Origin of the sequence: Labilibacter marinus (assembly GCF_001659685.2) — a bacterium.
Lineage (GTDB): Bacteria > Bacteroidota > Bacteroidia > Bacteroidales > Marinilabiliaceae > Saccharicrinis > Saccharicrinis marinus.
Genome location: NZ_LXYE02000052.1, coordinates 1 through 16,411, shown reverse-complemented (window position 1 = coordinate 16,411; position 16,411 = coordinate 1). Strand labels below are relative to the sequence as shown.

14 protein-coding genes are annotated in these 16,411 nt (G+C 36.2%); 6 read left to right on the top strand and 8 right to left on the bottom strand.

Annotation, left to right across the window (positions count from 1 at the left end):
* Window positions 1–25: 25 nt before the first annotated feature.
* Together A8L32_RS20035 and A8L32_RS20030 are read left to right on the top strand one after the other, a co-directional pair.
* On the top strand, window positions 26–1,153 hold the full coding sequence (locus tag A8L32_RS20035) for an acyloxyacyl hydrolase (protein WP_143525179.1): 1,128 nt from the start codon (window positions 26–28) through the stop codon (window positions 1,151–1,153).
* A complete protein-coding gene (locus A8L32_RS20030) occupies window positions 1,143–1,913 on the top strand; it encodes a GIN domain-containing protein (RefSeq protein WP_066632824.1) in 771 nt (256 codons plus the stop codon). Before A8L32_RS20035 ends, A8L32_RS20030 begins: the two co-directional genes overlap by 11 nt.
* A gap of 9 nt (window positions 1,914–1,922) precedes the next feature.
* On the opposite strand, the gene A8L32_RS20025 is transcribed toward A8L32_RS20030, so the two are convergent.
* Together A8L32_RS20025 and A8L32_RS20020 are read right to left on the bottom strand one after the other, a co-directional pair.
* On the bottom strand, window positions 1,923–3,098 hold the full coding sequence (locus A8L32_RS20025; RefSeq protein WP_066632821.1) for a putative Ig domain-containing protein: 1,176 nt from the start codon (window positions 3,096–3,098) through the stop codon (window positions 1,923–1,925).
* Between the two features lie 206 nt (window positions 3,099–3,304).
* On the bottom strand, window positions 3,305–5,461 hold the full coding sequence (locus tag A8L32_RS20020) for an elongation factor G (RefSeq protein ID WP_066632819.1): 2,157 nt from the start codon (window positions 5,459–5,461) through the stop codon (window positions 3,305–3,307).
* Between the two features lie 413 nt (window positions 5,462–5,874).
* Between A8L32_RS20020 and A8L32_RS20015 the strand changes: the two genes are divergently transcribed.
* On the top strand, window positions 5,875–6,243 hold the full coding sequence (locus tag A8L32_RS20015) for a DUF190 domain-containing protein (protein WP_066632817.1): 369 nt from the start codon (window positions 5,875–5,877) through the stop codon (window positions 6,241–6,243).
* A 64-nt stretch (window positions 6,244–6,307) separates the two neighbouring features.
* Complete coding sequence (locus A8L32_RS20010; RefSeq protein ID WP_066632814.1) at window positions 6,308–7,900, top strand: alkaline phosphatase family protein; 1,593 nt, start codon at window positions 6,308–6,310, stop codon at window positions 7,898–7,900.
* Here A8L32_RS20010 and A8L32_RS20005 read toward each other — a convergent pair whose 3' ends face one another.
* The 6 genes from A8L32_RS20005 to mutY form a co-directional block, all read right to left on the bottom strand.
* Window positions 7,901–8,632 carry a geranylgeranylglyceryl/heptaprenylglyceryl phosphate synthase gene (locus A8L32_RS20005; protein WP_066632811.1) on the bottom strand — a complete coding sequence of 244 codons (732 nt, stop codon included), beginning with the start codon at window positions 8,630–8,632 and terminating at the stop codon, window positions 7,901–7,903. It abuts the gene before it with no gap.
* A 45-nt stretch (window positions 8,633–8,677) separates the two neighbouring features.
* Window positions 8,678–9,304 (bottom strand): 4'-phosphopantetheinyl transferase family protein, encoded by a 627-nt coding sequence (locus A8L32_RS20000; RefSeq protein ID WP_066632808.1) that lies wholly within the window; start codon window positions 9,302–9,304, stop codon window positions 8,678–8,680.
* A gap of 6 nt (window positions 9,305–9,310) precedes the next feature.
* Window positions 9,311–9,895: a gliding motility lipoprotein GldD gene (gene gldD / locus A8L32_RS19995; RefSeq protein WP_066632806.1), complete on the bottom strand. Its 585-nt coding sequence runs from the start codon at window positions 9,893–9,895 to the stop codon at window positions 9,311–9,313.
* Between the two features lie 6 nt (window positions 9,896–9,901).
* Entirely contained in the window at window positions 9,902–11,236 is a 1,335-nt protein-coding gene (gldE, locus tag A8L32_RS19990; RefSeq protein ID WP_233145512.1) for a gliding motility-associated protein GldE, read from the bottom strand.
* 21 nt (window positions 11,237–11,257) lie between these two features.
* Window positions 11,258–11,761: a single-stranded DNA-binding protein gene (locus A8L32_RS19985; protein ID WP_066632801.1), complete on the bottom strand. Its 504-nt coding sequence runs from the start codon at window positions 11,759–11,761 to the stop codon at window positions 11,258–11,260.
* 237 nt (window positions 11,762–11,998) lie between these two features.
* Window positions 11,999–13,054: an A/G-specific adenine glycosylase gene (gene mutY, locus A8L32_RS19980; protein ID WP_066632799.1), complete on the bottom strand. Its 1,056-nt coding sequence runs from the start codon at window positions 13,052–13,054 to the stop codon at window positions 11,999–12,001.
* Between the two features lie 123 nt (window positions 13,055–13,177).
* On the opposite strand from mutY, the gene A8L32_RS19975 reads away from it, so the two are divergent.
* Both A8L32_RS19975 and A8L32_RS19970 read left to right on the top strand, forming a co-directional pair.
* Window positions 13,178–13,462, top strand: a complete 285-nt coding sequence (locus A8L32_RS19975; protein WP_066632791.1) for an HU family DNA-binding protein — start codon at window positions 13,178–13,180, stop codon at window positions 13,460–13,462.
* A gap of 269 nt (window positions 13,463–13,731) precedes the next feature.
* The gene (locus tag A8L32_RS19970; protein ID WP_066632946.1) at window positions 13,732–15,282 is read left to right on the top strand and encodes an Rne/Rng family ribonuclease; all 1,551 of its coding nucleotides are present in this window, start codon (window positions 13,732–13,734) and stop codon (window positions 15,280–15,282) included.
* Window positions 15,283–16,411: the final 1,129 nt, after the last annotated feature.

Sequence of the window (16,411 nt, the reverse complement as noted above, 5' to 3'; positions counted from 1 at the left end):
TTTTTCATTTAATTACAAAACACCATTGAATACCTTCATTAAATCAAACCTCCTTGTTTCAATAATTATTATCCTTTGTCAAACCTGTTTTGCACAAAGCGATAGTACCGAAACACATCAATATATTACTGCTCGTTACCATAAAGGCATTGTGATTCCTCATCACTCCAGCATGCTTTATCTTTTAGAGGACTACGTAAGTGGTTTTGAAATAAGCTATGGTAGATCTAAGTTTAAAAGCGATTCTTGGGAAAAATATTTTAATTACCCCGAAATTGGATTGGGCTTTTATTACGGAACCTTTGGCAATAAAGAAGTATATGGACATGGTATGGCTCTTTTTCCATACATCAATTACAAAATGGCCAGAACACCAAAATTCTCGCTTCAAAACAAAGTATCTATGGGCTTAGGTTACGCTTCTGAACCTTTCGATCTACAGAGCAACCCGTACAATCTGGTTTCTGGTTCGCATTTTCATGTATATGTTGGTTTTGCGCTTTTGGCTGATTACAGAATAAACAAACAATTTTCACTGGCTTTAAGTGGTGCTGTAAACCACCTTTCAAATGGCGCTACCCAAAAACCCAACCATGGCATAAATACAGTTTCGGCAAGCCTTGGATTGAAATATCATTTTAATCCTGCACTTACTCCAATAACTGAAAAGATAAAAGCTCCTAAAAGTAAAATGAAGGAATTTATTGCTGTAGCAAGCGTTGGAACAAGTCAGGCAGAAATGGGAAATCCTAAAATATATTGGAACAGCAGCTTAAGCCTGAACCACATTTGGCACCTAAATGCACGACGAGGAATTGGCCTGGGCCTAGATGGCTTATACATGCCTATTGCATCCTACATATGGAGACCTTACGAAGAATACAAGGAAGGTTCTGAAATTGCTAACGCAGAGAAATGGGCATTGGGAACATTTTTAGCATACCATGTGTATTTGAATAAAACTACTTTAGTCATGAATCTTGGTACTTATTTGTATTCAGGAGTAAAACCGCCAGAACCTTTGTATTCCAGGTTAGGAGTTAGATATAACATTAACGATCATTTAGTCGCTAACTTTAGTGTAAAAGCAAGTTTTTTTAAATCAGAATTTTTAGAGTTCGGTATTGGATACAGAATAAAATATGGAAACTAATATGAGAAATTACCTAAAACTCAACATACTGTTATTATTCATCTTACCATCATGCAGTTATATAGAATCACTGTCTCCAAAAGAAGGAGAAATAATTCAAGATGAAATACAAGTTTCTGATTTTTCAGAAATTGTAGTAGATGCATCTTACCACATCGTTTTTTGTAATAATGAATCTTCCTCTATTAAAGTAGAAGGCTATGACTATCTTATAAAAGATATGAACTGTTACAAGGAAGGCAATACTTTGTACCTAAACCACAATAAAAGACCGCTACTAGGAAAGAATCATTTAATTACGGTTCAAATTTCTTCTACTAACCTTAATCAGATAACCATTAATGAACCGAGTCAGTTGAGTACTGTTGGGTGTTACAATGCTGAGAGGCTTAACATTGTAACAAATGGATCGGGTGCATTTACCGAAGCCTTGTTAGACATAAATGTAAACAAGCTTAACCTAACTTGCTACGGGCTAACGAATATAGGCAAGTACATACTTAAGGGAGAGGCCGATAATTGTTCGTATCGGATAGAAGGAGGTGTAGTTGTCGATGCAATTCATTTAAAATCGAAAAATACCAATTTAAACCATCGCTCAATGGCAGATATTTCAGTAAATGCTTCGCAATCATTAAATATTAAAATGTACTCTCAAGGAAATGCCTGTTATTGTGGAATGCCTGCTGAACTAAACATTGACTACATTAATCATCCCTACTTTGATGGTAGTGGAAAGGCTATCCCGGTTGAAGAATAAATTAGGCTTTTACTCAACTATAAGTCTAAATTTACAAACAGCAGAATCTCCAGCCGAGTCTTGTGCTTTTAATGATAGGTGATACGAACCAGCCAGATCTGTTTTTCCCTGGATGGAATTATTTTGAGCACTAAAATGCAACCATTCAGGCAAAACCGTAGAGCCTTCCATAGTTAGCGTATAACTTAAAGTTTCATTTCCATCATCATCAATAAATACATTGTCTTTGAACTTGTATTTAAAATCATCTCCCTTTTTACAGGTTATAGAATCAATAGAATCGTTTAAATATGGAGTAAAATTGGTGCTTCGAAATCGATCAATAAATGACGATGATATCCAGTACAGATCTTTGTTAGAACAAAATGTCATGTACTTTCCATCAGGGGTTATGTCACCTGCACTCTCATCGTACGACGTATTGATTTTTGGCCCCAAATTTTTAGGGTTCGTCCAACCACCATCCACTTTCTTGTATGAGATATAAATATCATTTTGCCCCAAACCTCCTTTTCTGGTAGATTTAAAAATAAGATAAGACTCATCAGGTGACACGAAAGGATCGCCCCATGTTCTATCCGTATTTGCTCCATTAATTGGATAAGGTAATCGAACAGGCTTCATGTACTTACCATCTTTAAATTGACTTCTACATATATCACCTTCTTTATCCGTTGCATAGTACAAAGAACCATCTTCCACAACACAAGGATGAAACTGCCCTTTATGCATATTAGGGGGAGCTCCAAGGCTCCGAGGTTCGTTCCATTCAAAATCTTTTCTACTTACAAAACTCAAATCGAGTTCACCCACTTGATTGTCTGAATGATTACTATATAAATACAAAACATCATTATCTATAGGAGAAAAGAATGGCTCCCCAGTATACCTTTTATGAGCAAAAGTGGCTTTTTGAGGTACAGACCACACCCCATCCTGGTAAGATGTAATTAATATATAATTGGTATCGCGCTTGGGCCAATGCTCTATATAAAAACATGCAGTATGTAAGTCTTTTGAGAAAGTAATACATGGCTCCCACCTATCTGGCAATGAAATAAAAGAAGGTGCAAAAAGAATGGCAGAGTCACCTGGAGGTGTTTGCCCAAAATAAAGGTGATCCGTTGATTTTGAACAAGCCGATATAACAATAACGAAAACTACTACAGAAATCTTCTTTATCATGTTCGTTTCTTATTGATTAATAACATGATATAAATGTAACTACATTCGTAAATTTTGCTTTTACTCTTTTTACCTTTAAATGGGACTATTTTAACCCATTTACAAAAAAACATCCGGCACAAACCACTATGCCGGATGTCACTTTCAACAATTAACCAAACCTATTAGAAATCGATTGTTCACTTAATCCATTTCTAAAATTATCATTATACTTCTTCCAGTTCTTTTTGGTAGTCATTCAATAACAAACCTTGCACATCGTGCGGAACTATATCATACTGTGCATATTTTAATGTAAACATAGCTCTACCACCTGTTATCGAACTTAAGGAAGTTGAATATTTATCCAGTTCCTTTAACGGTACCTTAGCATTGATTACCTCAAAGCCTTTTTCGCTACTCATGCCTTCGATAAGCGCTCTTCGGCCTTGTAAATCACTCATTACATCACCCATTCTGTCGGATGGAACTTTTACCTCCACATCATAAACAGGTTCTAGAATTTTTGGCCCAGCATTTTTAAAGGCGTCACTAAAGGCGTGTCGACCAGCAAGCTTAAACGAAATTTCGTTAGAATCCACTGCATGCATCTTACCATCATACACACAAACGCGAATATCACGAGCGTAAGAACCTGTTAGGGGACCTTCTTCCATTTTTTCCATGATACCTTTTAATACGGCAGGTAGGAATCTTGCATCAATGGCTCCACCAACAATACAATTGTAAAACATCAGCTTACCACCCCAAGGTAAAATTACCTCTTCGGTACCTCTCACATTCATTTTAAACTCTTGTCCGTTAAAACGGTATGAGGTTGGAGTAGGCATTCCTTCTGTATACGGCTCAATAATCATATGAACTTCACCAAACTGACCAGATCCTCCCGACTGCTTTTTATGTCGATAATCTGCTCTAGCAGCTTTTGTAATCGTCTCTCTGTAGGGGATTTTAGGACGTAAAAATTCAAGGTTTATTTTGTCGTTATGCTCAATTCTCCATTTCATGGTATTTAAATGGAATTCTCCTTGACCAAATACGAGGATTTGCTTTAACTCCTTAGAGTACTCAACCACTAAGGTTGGATCTTCTTCGTGCATGCGATGGAGTGCTTCTCCAAGTTTCTCGTCATCATGCTCGTTAACTGGTTTTACAGCGGCTCTAAACTTATGATCGGGGTAATGAATAGGCTCAAATGCGTAGGTACACCCTTTTTCGTTTAAGGTGTCGTTTGTTTTTGTTTCTTTCAGTTTAACCGTTGCTCCAATATCACCAGCTACTAATTCGCTAATTTTTGTTCTGTTATTTCCAGCAATACAATATAATTGAGAAAGGCGCTCTTTGGAATCCTTGGTCATGTTCATTAAATCCATGCCCTCGCTTACCTTTCCTGACATTACTTTAAAAAATGATACTTCTCCTAAATGAGGTTCAATACTTGTTTTAAACACAAAAATAGATGCTGGTCCATCGGCACTACAAGTAACCTCTTCTGCATCTTTTGTAATTGGTTTTGGCATTTCAGATACAAATGGAACGATATTTCCTAGAAATTCCATTAATCTTCTAACACCCATATCTTTACCTGCAGCCACACAAAAAACGGGGAATAAATCTCGTGCAACTAGGCCTTTATGAATTCCAGAACGCATCTGATCTTCATCTAGCGTACCTTTATCGAAGAATAACTCCATCAGGCTCTCATCATTCTCTGCAGCAGCCTCTACCAAAATATTATGTAATTCGTCTGCTTTTTCTTTTTCTTCTGCTGGGATATCTAAAATCTCGGGTTTGCCTCCATCAGGCCCCCATTTATACATTTTCATTTTTAACACGTCAACCAAGGCATTAAAATCAGCACCCACATTTACTGGATACTGCACAATAACCACCTTACTACCAAAACTATCCCTAGCTTGGTCAATGGTTTGTTCAAAATTTGCCTTTTCATTATCAAGCTGATTCGCAATAAAAATTACTGGTTTATTATATTGCTCAGTATATCTAAAAAGGTTTTGTGTTCCTACCTCCACGCCTTGAGAAGAATTTAATAACATTAAGGCTGTATCGGTAACATTTAAAGAAGTAATGGCTCCTGTAATAAAATCATCTGAGCCTGGACAATCGATAAAATTGAGTTTTTTATCGAGCCACTCGGCATACATCACCGATGAAAATACTGAGTAACCGTATTCATGTTCTACTTTGTGATAATCTGAAACCGTGCTTCGGTTTTCGATATCGCCTCTACGACTGATAACACCACCCTCAAATAACATAGCCTCGGCGAGGGTGGTTTTACCCGAGCCCGAACTTCCAAGAAGAGCTATGTTTTTAATTTGACTTGCTTGATATACCTTCATAAAACATTAGAATTGCGGCCAAATCAAAAAGAGTCAAATAATCTACACAAAAAGGGTTTAACACAGCCTCACATTGGGGCTGTTAGGAATCACCGTAACTGCATCAATATTTGAATTTGAATTTTGACCATGTTAGTAAATTAAGGGATATTAGAAAACACTTAAAATTTGGTTTAGGGATTAAACATCAAAAGAAACGCGTTTTCTAAGGATACGTCTTCAAAATTAATAATATTTAGATAACAATCAAGTAATTTGCACTCAAATTTAGTGTTGATACTAAGTATTTTGCATTCATATGCACAGGTTCAATAAAAATCTTTTTTTAAGTTGATTGTGTGCTATAATAGTTGTAATTTGAAGTAGCCTATGGTTTGGCTTACTTTAATCAACACAACTAAAAACGGGACATTATGATATTAGAGGGGAATGCTAAAAAGCTTAAGATAATCATTCAGGAAACAGAAAAAGTATACCAGCGATCACTATACGAAGCCATTGTTTTTGCAGCAAAAAAATATACCCTAGCCGGGTCAACTGTAACTAAAGGTATTGCTGGCTATGGTGCCAACGGCCTAAATAACTCATCTAAAACTTACGAGCTTTCAGCTGAAGCACCAGTAATTATTGAAATTATTGACAAAGCTGAGCGAATCGAAGATTTTTCGAAAGTGGTTTCTGGGCTAATAGACAAAGCTAATGGGGCTGGCATTGTGTTTATTGAGGATGTGGATGTAGTTTCTTATAGAAAACATGAAGAAATAAAAGAAAGTCTCAAGTAGTTTGATTTAAATTTGAGATATTGCGGTACACTGCTTACTTTTGGACAAGTAAAAAAATGCCTACATGAAGTTATCGCTTGTCCTTATTATATTTCTGTATTCAATACATTCTCTATCTGCTCAAAACGATTATGAAGTTCAACCTCCTAAATTGGTGGTGTTTCTTAATTTAGATGAGCTAAGAACTGAGCACCTCATTACCTTTCGAGAGAAGTTTGGGAAATTTGGTTTTAACCAACTGGTTAACAATGGAACCTTTTACCATAAAGGCGATTTTAAAACAAGCACCTATTTTAGCGGAACCAAGTTGGTGAATATGCATACAGGTTGCTACCCTTCAACACATGGTATAATTGGCGAAAGCTGGTTTGCCTCCAACAAAGAGAAGGAGGAACATGCCAGTTCTTTTATTACGGTGGATGAAACCGCTCAGCCCGATTCTGGTCGTATTGTTTTTCCTCACTTACACGCTTCTACGATTGCAGATGAGTTAAATATCTTCTACAAAGGGAAATCTAAAATAGCAGCCATCTCATTGGTTCCTGAAGATATGGCTTACCAAGGTCATGTAGATGAAGATTTATCATTCTGGTTTAACCGTACCACGGGAGAAATGACCAATAGTCACGACTCCATACCTAAACCTTGGGTGGCGAAATATAATAGCATGAAATTTCAGGATATCTATCTGGATAGACATTGGGGACCATTAAGGGAGTTAAGAAAATATCAGGAGTTTGTTTCTGAAAACCCGATTAAACCTCGCCATTTTATGTACAATAAAAAAAGCAATAACCCTTTAACGCCTTATCAAAAGATTATTGGTTCGCCATCGGGTAATGTGTTGCTTAGAGATTTTGCAGCCGCTTTATTAATTAATGAGGAATTGGGTAAGGATGAGTATACCGATATGTTAAGTATTTCGTTATCGTGTAATCCTTTTTTAGAAAGGCCGCAGGAAATGTTCGACATGGAGCTGGAGGATATGCTATTGCGAATGGATCTTCAGATAGAATCGCTTATCCAGCTCATTAAAGATAACGTTGGATTAGAGCATACTTTATTTGTTTTAAACTCTACCCCTACCACAGGATGGTTACCTGAAACACTGGCAAAGAATAAGGTAAATACGGGCATTTTTAATGGCAGAAAAACAGCTGCCTTACTCAACCTATATCTGATGGCTATTTATGGCCAAGGGAAGTGGGTAAAAGGCTATCACGACAAGCAGTTTTATTTTAACCATAAATTACTGGACGAGCAAAAAATAACCATAGAAGAAATTCAGGATAAGTCGGCTAAGTTTTTATTAGAAGTATCGGGTATTGAAAAAACCATTACTGCCTACCACCTGCGTGTAAACGAATATACTACTGGTGCTTTTAGCGAGTTTCAACAAAACTACTTCTATGGCAGGTCGGGCGATTTATTTGTAGCACTAAAGCCAGGCTGGACAGAAGAGATTCATAATACTAAAGAAATTAAGTTTGAGCAGAAGTGTTATGCACCTTTAATTTTCTTTGGCTGGAATATTAAAACCGCTCAACTTTTTGACCCCATCGATATGATTGATGTAGCTCCAACTATTTCAACCATATTGGAGATTACTGAACCGAATGGATGCATTGGAAAGCCATTAAAAGAAATCGTTCAATAACTAATACGAATCCACCACTGCTTTAAAATCCTTTAGTAAGGATAAATCTTTTTCAAAGGCGTTACCTACAACAATAATGTCGGCACCAGCTTCACAAGCTTCTTGAACTTTTTCTTTGGTGTTTAAACCACCTCCAACAATTAAAGGGATAGAAATATTTTCTTTAACAGCAGAAATCATATCAACAGGAACAGGCGATTGCGCACCGCTACCTCCTTCTAAATAAATGAGTTTTTGTCCTAACATTTCTCCAGCCATAGCGGTAGCCACTGCTATTTCTGTTTTACTAGCGGGTATTGGTTTTGTTTGGCTCATATATTCTACCGAAGTGGTGGTGCCTCCATCAATTAAAACATAACCTGTAGAAAGAACCTCCATCCCGCTTTCCTTAATAAACGGAGCCGAAGCCACGTGATTACCTATTAACAATTCTGGATTTCTCCCTGATATTAATGAGATAAATAAAATACCATCGGCATTGGGCGTAAGCTGCAACAAATTGCCAGGAAACAAAATAACAGGTACGCTCAAGTTTTCTTTTAGTATTTGTACGACTTGCTCTATTTTACTAGCAACCAAACTTCCACCAACCAATATTAAATCAGGATTGGCTGTTTCCATAGCCGTAATAATCTTCAGTAAGTTCTCCTTCGGAAACTTATCTGGGTCGATAAGTACAGCAAATAGTTTTTTGCCTTCTTTTATCTTAGTATGTACTGTGTTTAGAATCATGTATGTATATTCCTTTTACAGATGGCTATAAAACGTAAAGAATGATTAACAATGGTAAACCATAAAAAAATCATCACTTGTAATATATTCAAAGTCCATGGTTTTATGGTCCTCAAAACTAAATGTGGCACTTATGTTACCCTCTTTATTTAAATTGAACGGATGGCATATAAAGTTGACATTAAAAATACTATTCTTTCTGTCGTACATTTTATACATGCTCTCCTTTAAAGACCACATAAGGGTATAATATTCTACCTTTTGATTTTCTGGAATAAACTCCGCTTCCTTTTCGCTCACAAAACGCTTGTATACTCTTGCTACTCTTTCGGAAGGGTGCTCAATGTCGATGCCCGCATACTCGCCTACAGAAAATGCTACAGCCACATATCCTTTGGTGTGACTAATGCTGATGCGGTAATCCTTATTTTTTAATATCGGTTTGCCTGAATCTAAATATTCAATAATGGGTTCCTCGTTAATCACCTGTTTAATCAGGCAACGCGATGTTAAAAACTCTTTCTTTCTATTGTCTAATCTGTAAGAGTCCACCTTCTCCAAATCATCTGCCGACAATTGAAGCATACTAAAAAGCTCCTCCAAGGACTCCTCCATTTTCCATACCACCACCAAACCTTGGTTCTGCGTCTTTTTTCTTAAAATTTCAGCCATGTAATTCTAAGGCGTTTTTTTCCATTCAAATGTTTCCATCAAATGTATGATATCAGCAGTAACAAAATCAACCACAGGTGCTAATGAATCTTTATTCGGAATGGCGTTAAAATACAAGGAACCTCTCACAAAGTGATAATTACTATCGGTTAGATGAAATTGCACCGACGAAGCGGCATCTCCTTGAATATCATACAAAGTACCAAAAACCCTTTTCTCCGGAGAAATAAAAATCTGCTCTCCTATGGCATCTGCCTTAATGGAATGCTTATAGGCAAGTTTTCGGCTATCCTCTAACATCACATTTAAATTATCATCAATGGCTTTATAGCTGATGTGAACCGTGCCATTTAATTTAGGGTAGTTTAAGTTATACCAGAACTCCTCAGCATCGTGCGAAACATTATCATTCAACAATTGCGTGTAACTTGGATATTCGAAGGTATAAGGCGCCGCTTGGTCCATCACTTTATATTCATGCTCTGGAAACGAGATACGATAATATGCTCTTGGCTTTGGTGTGCCATGCTGCTTGCACGAGTACAGCATTATTGCACACAAACAACTGGCTATTAATAAGGTTTTAAACATTGATTATTACTTTTTGGCTTTATTATTCTTCAGCTCAAATTTAAGCTTTCGAATTCTTCTTGAATCTACAGAAACAACTGTAAAACAATATTTCTTGTATTGAATCTGTTCGTTTTTATCAGGTATCTCCCCTTTAATTTCTAGCATTAAGCCAGCTAATGTTTCTGCCTCGCCTTTTACTTTTTCAAATTCGGTTTCGTCAGTTTCAGTTACCTTATGAAAATCGTTTAATAACGTTTTGCCTTCAAAAATAATACTGCCATCTGGCTGACGAACATAGAAAGACTCATCATCGTCATTCTCATCCGTAATCTCACCCACTATTTCTTCTAAAATATCTTCCAACGTTACTATTCCAGAAGTTCCACCATACTCATCTACCACAATAGACATATGAATTTTGTTTTGCTGAAATTCTTCCAACAAATCATCAATCATTTTAGTTTCTGGAATAAAATATGGCGTACGCATTAACTCCTGCCATTTAAAGTCTTTGGTTTCATCAAGGTGCGATAGCAAATCCTTTACATACAAAACACCTTTCACATTATCCGGTGTGTTTTCAAATATAGGAATTCGGCTGTAGCCAGATTCTATAATGACTGCCAATACTTTATTATAGTCTGAGGTAATTTCAATATCGATAACATCAACTCTTGCCGTCATAACCTCGGCTGCATTTAAGTTACCAAACTTAACAATTCCCTCCAGCAGTTCTTTTTCTTCGGTAATTTCATCTCCAGTTAATTCGAGGGCATGCGATATATCATCCAGAGATATAGAACCCGTTTTTTTTGCAACTCGTCTATTTACAAAACCCGTTGTTCCAACGAGAATGGCGCTTAAAGGTTTAAATATGCCTTTTAATACCAATATTGGATAAGCCATGGCTTCGGCAAATCTGCGAGAAAAACGGGATGCATACACTTTGGGTAATATCTCACCAAAAAATAAAATTAACCCAGTAATACCAACAAGTTCCACTGTCAGCTTTATCCAACCTTCATTAAAAACAAATAATGATTTAGTTATAAAGGCCGATAGAATAACGATACCCACATTTACAAAGTTATTACCAATTAATATAGTAGCTAACAATTGCTCGGGAGCTTTTAGGTGTTTTAATATGATGCGACTGCTTCTACCGTCGTGTTCTTCAATATCCTGAAGATCGGCTGGACTAAGCGAAAAAAACGCTACCTCCGAACCCGAAAGTAAGGCAGAAAACACCAACAACAGTATTAATGTTAGTATAGCAAACGTTGCCCCAGCAGTTAGAGGCAACAATTCCATTAAAGTAAAATAGGGTTGAATGGATGAAATAACCAAATCTGTTTCCAAGAATGCAGAATTAAGTGAATATTAGAATGGTAAATCGTCCTGTTCAGATGACTCTCCTAAAATATCATCATTAGGCGCATTCGCAGCTGGCGATTGTGGCGGTGATGAAATGGGCTGTTGGTTTTGAGCAGGCGACTGTACTGGTGTTCCATAACTAGCCGCTTGTCCTTGAGCACCTCCCGGATTATCCGATTTACGACCTAATAACTGTAAGTTATCTACATAAACTTCAGTTGTGTATCTTTTAGTTCCTTCTTTGTCATCCCAAGAGCGGGTTCTTAATTTACCTTCAATGTAAATTTGAGTACCTTTCTTCACATAGCTTTCTACAACTTTTGCTAAACCTCCCCAAACTACAATATTATGCCATTCGGTTTTCTCTGGAATTTGCTGACCAGAACTAGTTGTAAAACCACGTTCGGTTGTTGCAATTGTAAAATTGGCTACCGCTCTATCATTTTCAAAATATCTAATCTCAGGGTCTTTCCCTACGTTACCTACTAGAATAACTTTATTTACTGACATAATAATTTGCTTATTTTTGGATTGATAAAAATACAAAACTTCCTATCCAATACAAATATTAAAATCAGAAGTATATAATAATATCTTATTGGTTTTTGGAATTTAGATTAGACTCTACATTTAGGCTCTCATATAACTCTATTACTGAAACTTACAAAACCACATAGGTACTTTAAGAACATACAAGTCTACCTGTTTGTATGATTACTATTAAAATAAACTTCTGCATCGGTAATTTTATTTATCCCATTCTTCCCAAATATTGCTTAAAGGTTTAGGAAACGCAAAGGAATTCAATTCAGAGTGATGCACCAATTGGTAACCATCCTGTGAAAAGCTTTCTAAATTATCTAGCTCAATAAAAAGCACCTTAATAAACAAATGCCTATGCGTTAAAATATGCTTTACATTATCTTCTTTACGTATTTTAATAGATTGTAAACCAATAAGCTCAACAAACTCTGTTTGCTCTAAAACACTCTGCACACTGCACTTTCGTGAATGTTCTAATAATGGAAATTGATACAATCCTTTCCAAATATCATTTTCGTTACGACGTTGAATTATCGTATTACCCTCTTTATCTTTCACAAATAAATAAGTCAGATACCTTTTCTTAATCTTTAAGGTTTTCTCTTTTATAGGAAGTACATCTACCTTACTGTTTTTAAGTGCCCAACACGATTGTGCAAAAATACAGGTGTCACACTTTGGCAACTTAGGTGTGCAATGCAAAGCTCCAAACTCCATAATGGCCTGATTAAAATCTCCATAACTATCACCATCATTTAACGATTGAGCCAGTTCTTCCACTTCTTTCTTACCATTGGCAGTATTTATTGCCGTTTCTATTCCATAAATTCGAGTTAATACCCTAAATACATTTCCATCCACCACCGTTTTTTGCTCATTAAAACAAATAGAACTAATAGCCGCTGCTGTATATGTTCCCACTCCTTTTAACTGTAGCAAACCATCATAAGAAGTCGGAAAAACACCTTTCAACTGCTCAGAAACAAATTTGGCCGCTGCATGCATATTTCTAGCCCTAGAATAATAGCCCAAGCCTTGCCAACATTTAAGCACCTCATCTTCTGTTGCATTTGCCAATTTATGTACCGTAGGAAAGTTCTCTAGAAAATTATAATAATAACTTAATCCTTGATTTACACGAGTTTGTTGCAATATAATTTCCGACACCCAAATACAGTAAACCTCCGTCGTTTCGCGCCATGGAAGGTCACGTTTATGGTCTTTATACCACAAAATCAAGTCACTACTGAACTTACCCATCTCGTTTTTTTTTATCAAAAATAGACTTTTTGTTTTTTTATTTTTCGAATTCGTTATATCTTTGCAGTCTGAATTTTAGAAAATTGATGTAATTAGTTGATAATTAAATAATTTTAAAGAGAGATGACAAAGGCTGATATTGTAAACGAGATTTCAAAAGATACCGGAATTGAGAAGGTTACAGTTCAAAAGACTATCGAGGCTTTTATGGAGACTATTAAAGGTTCGTTAGTTAAAGGGAAGAATGTATATTTACGTGGATTCGGAAGTTTTATCGTAAAAGAGAGAGCTGAGAAAACAGCTCGTAATATTTCTAAAAACACAACTATCATTATCCCTAAACACTTCATTCCTGCATTCAAGCCTTCAAAGAGCTTTGTTACTAAGGTGAAGAACAACGTAAAGTAATTGGTTATTAATAGTTAAATTTTTGTAGTATGCCAAGCGGTAAAAAAAGAAAAAGACATAAGATTGCTACGCATAAGCGTAAGAAAAGGCTTAGAAAAAATAGGCATAAGAAGAAGTAATCTTCGAAATCTTATTGTGAAAACATAATAGAGAACAAACATCAGGAGTTAACTCCTCGTTGTTTGTTCTTTGTTTTATGTACAAATTGAAAAAATCCTGACAACGAAGTCAGGTAGAAGTTCTTATTTATATTGAAAATACCTACTAAAGTGAGTGCAGAACTATTTGTTGATGTATCTCCCGAAGAGCTTTCTATTGCATTGCTCGAAGAAAGAAGGTTGGTAGAGTTAAGACGCGAAAAAGTCGATATTCAGTTTACCGTTGGCGATATTTACCTAGGTAAGGTAAAAAAAATTATGCCAGGACTGAATGCTGCTTTTGTAGACGTAGGATACGAAAAGGATGCATTTTTGCATTATCTAGATCTTGGACCTCAGTTTCGTACCCTGAAGAAGTTTCTTAACATGGCCAAAACCACTAAAAAGGGAGGCGTTGACTTAAACAAAATTAAAGCTGAAATGGATATCGATAAAAACGGTACCATATCAGAAGTTCTCTCAGTAGGTCAGGAAGTTATGGTGCAAATTGCCAAGGAACCTATTTCAACAAAGGGACCAAGGCTAACTTCTGAATTATCCATTGCAGGACGTAATTTAGTACTGATGCCGTTTTCGGATAAAGTTTCTGTGAGTCAGAAAATTAAATCTGCCGAAGAAAGAAACAGACTGAAAAAACTGTTAATCAGTATTAAACCCAAAAATTTTGGAGTAATCGTCCGAACCGTGGCCGAAGGCAAAAGAGTTGCCGAGCTGGATAAGGAATTGAAAACCCTTACCCGTCGTTGGGACGAATCCACTGCCAAATTATTTAATTTAAAGTCACGTGCACTTGTTGTTGGAGAAATTGGCCGTACCTCAGCCATTCTTAGGGATATCATGAGCCCTTCTTTTAACAGCGTTTATATCTCAGATCAAGAGATGTGCAAAGAGGTCAAAGAATATGTGGGCTTGATTGCGCCCGATCGAGAAAAAATTGTGAAAGAATTTAAAGGAGACGTTCCTTTATTTGATCAATTTGGAATTGAAAAACAGATTAAATCACTTTTTGGAAAAACAGTTTCTTTTAAAAGTGGTGCATATCTTATTATCGAACACACAGAAGCACTTCACGTTATTGATGTTAATAGCGGAAACCGCTCTAAAAATGCAAGCAACCAAGAAAACAATGCCTTGGAAGTAAACCTTGCAGCCGCCGATGAAATTGCCCGACAGTTGAGACTTAGGGATATGGGTGGTATTATTGTTGTCGATTTTATTGATATGCAAAAGTCGGAACACAGGCAAAAAGTGTTTGAGAAGATGAAGGAAGCTATGACTCCTGATAGGACAAAGCATAACATCCTTCCGCTAAGTAAATTTGGTCTCATGCAAATCACACGCCAGCGAGTACGACCAGAATTGGCTATCGAAACCGATGAGTCATGTCCTACCTGCTATGGAACAGGTAAAATTGCACCAGCTATCCTACTTGAAGAGAAGTTGGAAGACAGCATTAAAAAAGCTGTTCAAATACAAAAGATTAAAAAATTGACCCTGAAGGTTCATCCTTACTTGGGAGCTTATCTAACGAAAGGTTTCCCGTCCATATTTTTAAAATGGAAGTTCAAATACGGTTTTGGACTTAAGTTGATTCCTTCCGCCTCATTAAGCTTTTTAGAGTTCAAGATCCTCGATGATAAAGACAAAAAGGTTGACCAATAGGTCAACCTTTTTTATGTTCATCCATAAGTAAGTGAGGTAACTCAGTTTTAATAGTGTGAAAACTGTGTGTGATTCAAAACAAACATACGCTTTGTATATCAGAGTGAGTATTTAGCTACATAAATATTGTCTTATACTCATTCTCAATTTTCGATATTTCATGAGGCGGAAAATCGTTAAATCCTTTAATTATTGCTCTTTTAGAAAACTCCCCATTTCCTTGCTCAAGGAGCCTAACTACGAAGGCAGCTAGGTTATCTGGCATCTCAAATTTATCACCTAAATACCCTTTAAACTCATCTTATTTCTGAAGATAGTTTACCTCGTTTGGAATAATAATCGATGGTATTATTCAAGACATTTACATTATTATCGGAGGTGGTTTACCACTGAATAAAATCGATAAGTAGATGCTAATAGGATTCCAGCACCTTTCTCAGGAGACATTAATCCGTAAAAAGTGGTTATACAAAAATATGAAAAGCAGTCATTATCCTTGAAAAACAGTTATTAATTGATGTATTTTGTGAAAAGCAGTTATTAATCAACGGCTGTAATACAATAAAAAGTAACTATAATGATATAAATTCTATGGTAATAAAGTATGTGATCCGTGAGAACTGACATCGTTTTTATACCCTTAATAATTTATTTGAATGGGTTTTGGCTTTTGGAGGAGGAAGCGAGTATCTATAGGGTAGAAAACTATACACACTCAAAAGCCCGATCATAGTCATCCTATACTGTGTATAGAACTGTGTGTAGCAAAAACAGAAATGTCGCAAATAACTAAAATATAGCTAATTACGACACTTCGTATGTAGCCCCAACAGGACTCGAACCAAGCTATGTAAATAGTACTTATTCAAACAGTTATTCGTATGGATTATTGTAAAACTCCCGAATTACTCACCTATTATTTAATTGATAATAACTTCATTTGTAGTCCTTTGACTTTTACAAAGATACGAAATGACATTTACTTTGTAAACTAAATGGAGTCAAATTATATGAGATATTGGTAAGGATGATTACATGACAACACGATCTTAATCTAGTCAATCAAATACTCGCTAATCACTTCAATTGAAATTCCAGAATACTCTGCGAACTCCTGTTTTGTAATGAA

Bases quoted from the DNA above. Each gene is read 5' to 3' on its own strand.
- A8L32_RS20030 (WP_066632824.1), top strand. From the start codon at position 1,143: ATGGAAACTAATATGAGAAATTACCTAAAACTCAACATACTGTTATTA.
- A8L32_RS20025 (WP_066632821.1), bottom strand. From the start codon at position 3,098: ATGATAAAGAAGATTTCTGTAGTAGTTTTCGTTATTGTTATATCGGCT.
- A8L32_RS20020 (WP_066632819.1), bottom strand. From the start codon at position 5,461: ATGAAGGTATATCAAGCAAGTCAAATTAAAAACATAGCTCTTCTTGGA.
- A8L32_RS20015 (WP_066632817.1), top strand. From the start codon at position 5,875: ATGATATTAGAGGGGAATGCTAAAAAGCTTAAGATAATCATTCAGGAA.
- A8L32_RS20010 (WP_066632814.1), top strand. From the start codon at position 6,308: ATGAAGTTATCGCTTGTCCTTATTATATTTCTGTATTCAATACATTCT.
- A8L32_RS20005 (WP_066632811.1), bottom strand. From the start codon at position 8,632: ATGATTCTAAACACAGTACATACTAAGATAAAAGAAGGCAAAAAACTA.
- A8L32_RS20000 (WP_066632808.1), bottom strand. From the start codon at position 9,304: ATGGCTGAAATTTTAAGAAAAAAGACGCAGAACCAAGGTTTGGTGGTG.
- gldD (WP_066632806.1), bottom strand. From the start codon at position 9,895: ATGTTTAAAACCTTATTAATAGCCAGTTGTTTGTGTGCAATAATGCTG.
- A8L32_RS19985 (WP_066632801.1), bottom strand. From the start codon at position 11,761: ATGTCAGTAAATAAAGTTATTCTAGTAGGTAACGTAGGGAAAGACCCT.
- mutY (WP_066632799.1), bottom strand. From the start codon at position 13,054: ATGGGTAAGTTCAGTAGTGACTTGATTTTGTGGTATAAAGACCATAAA.
- A8L32_RS19975 (WP_066632791.1), top strand. From the start codon at position 13,178: ATGACAAAGGCTGATATTGTAAACGAGATTTCAAAAGATACCGGAATT.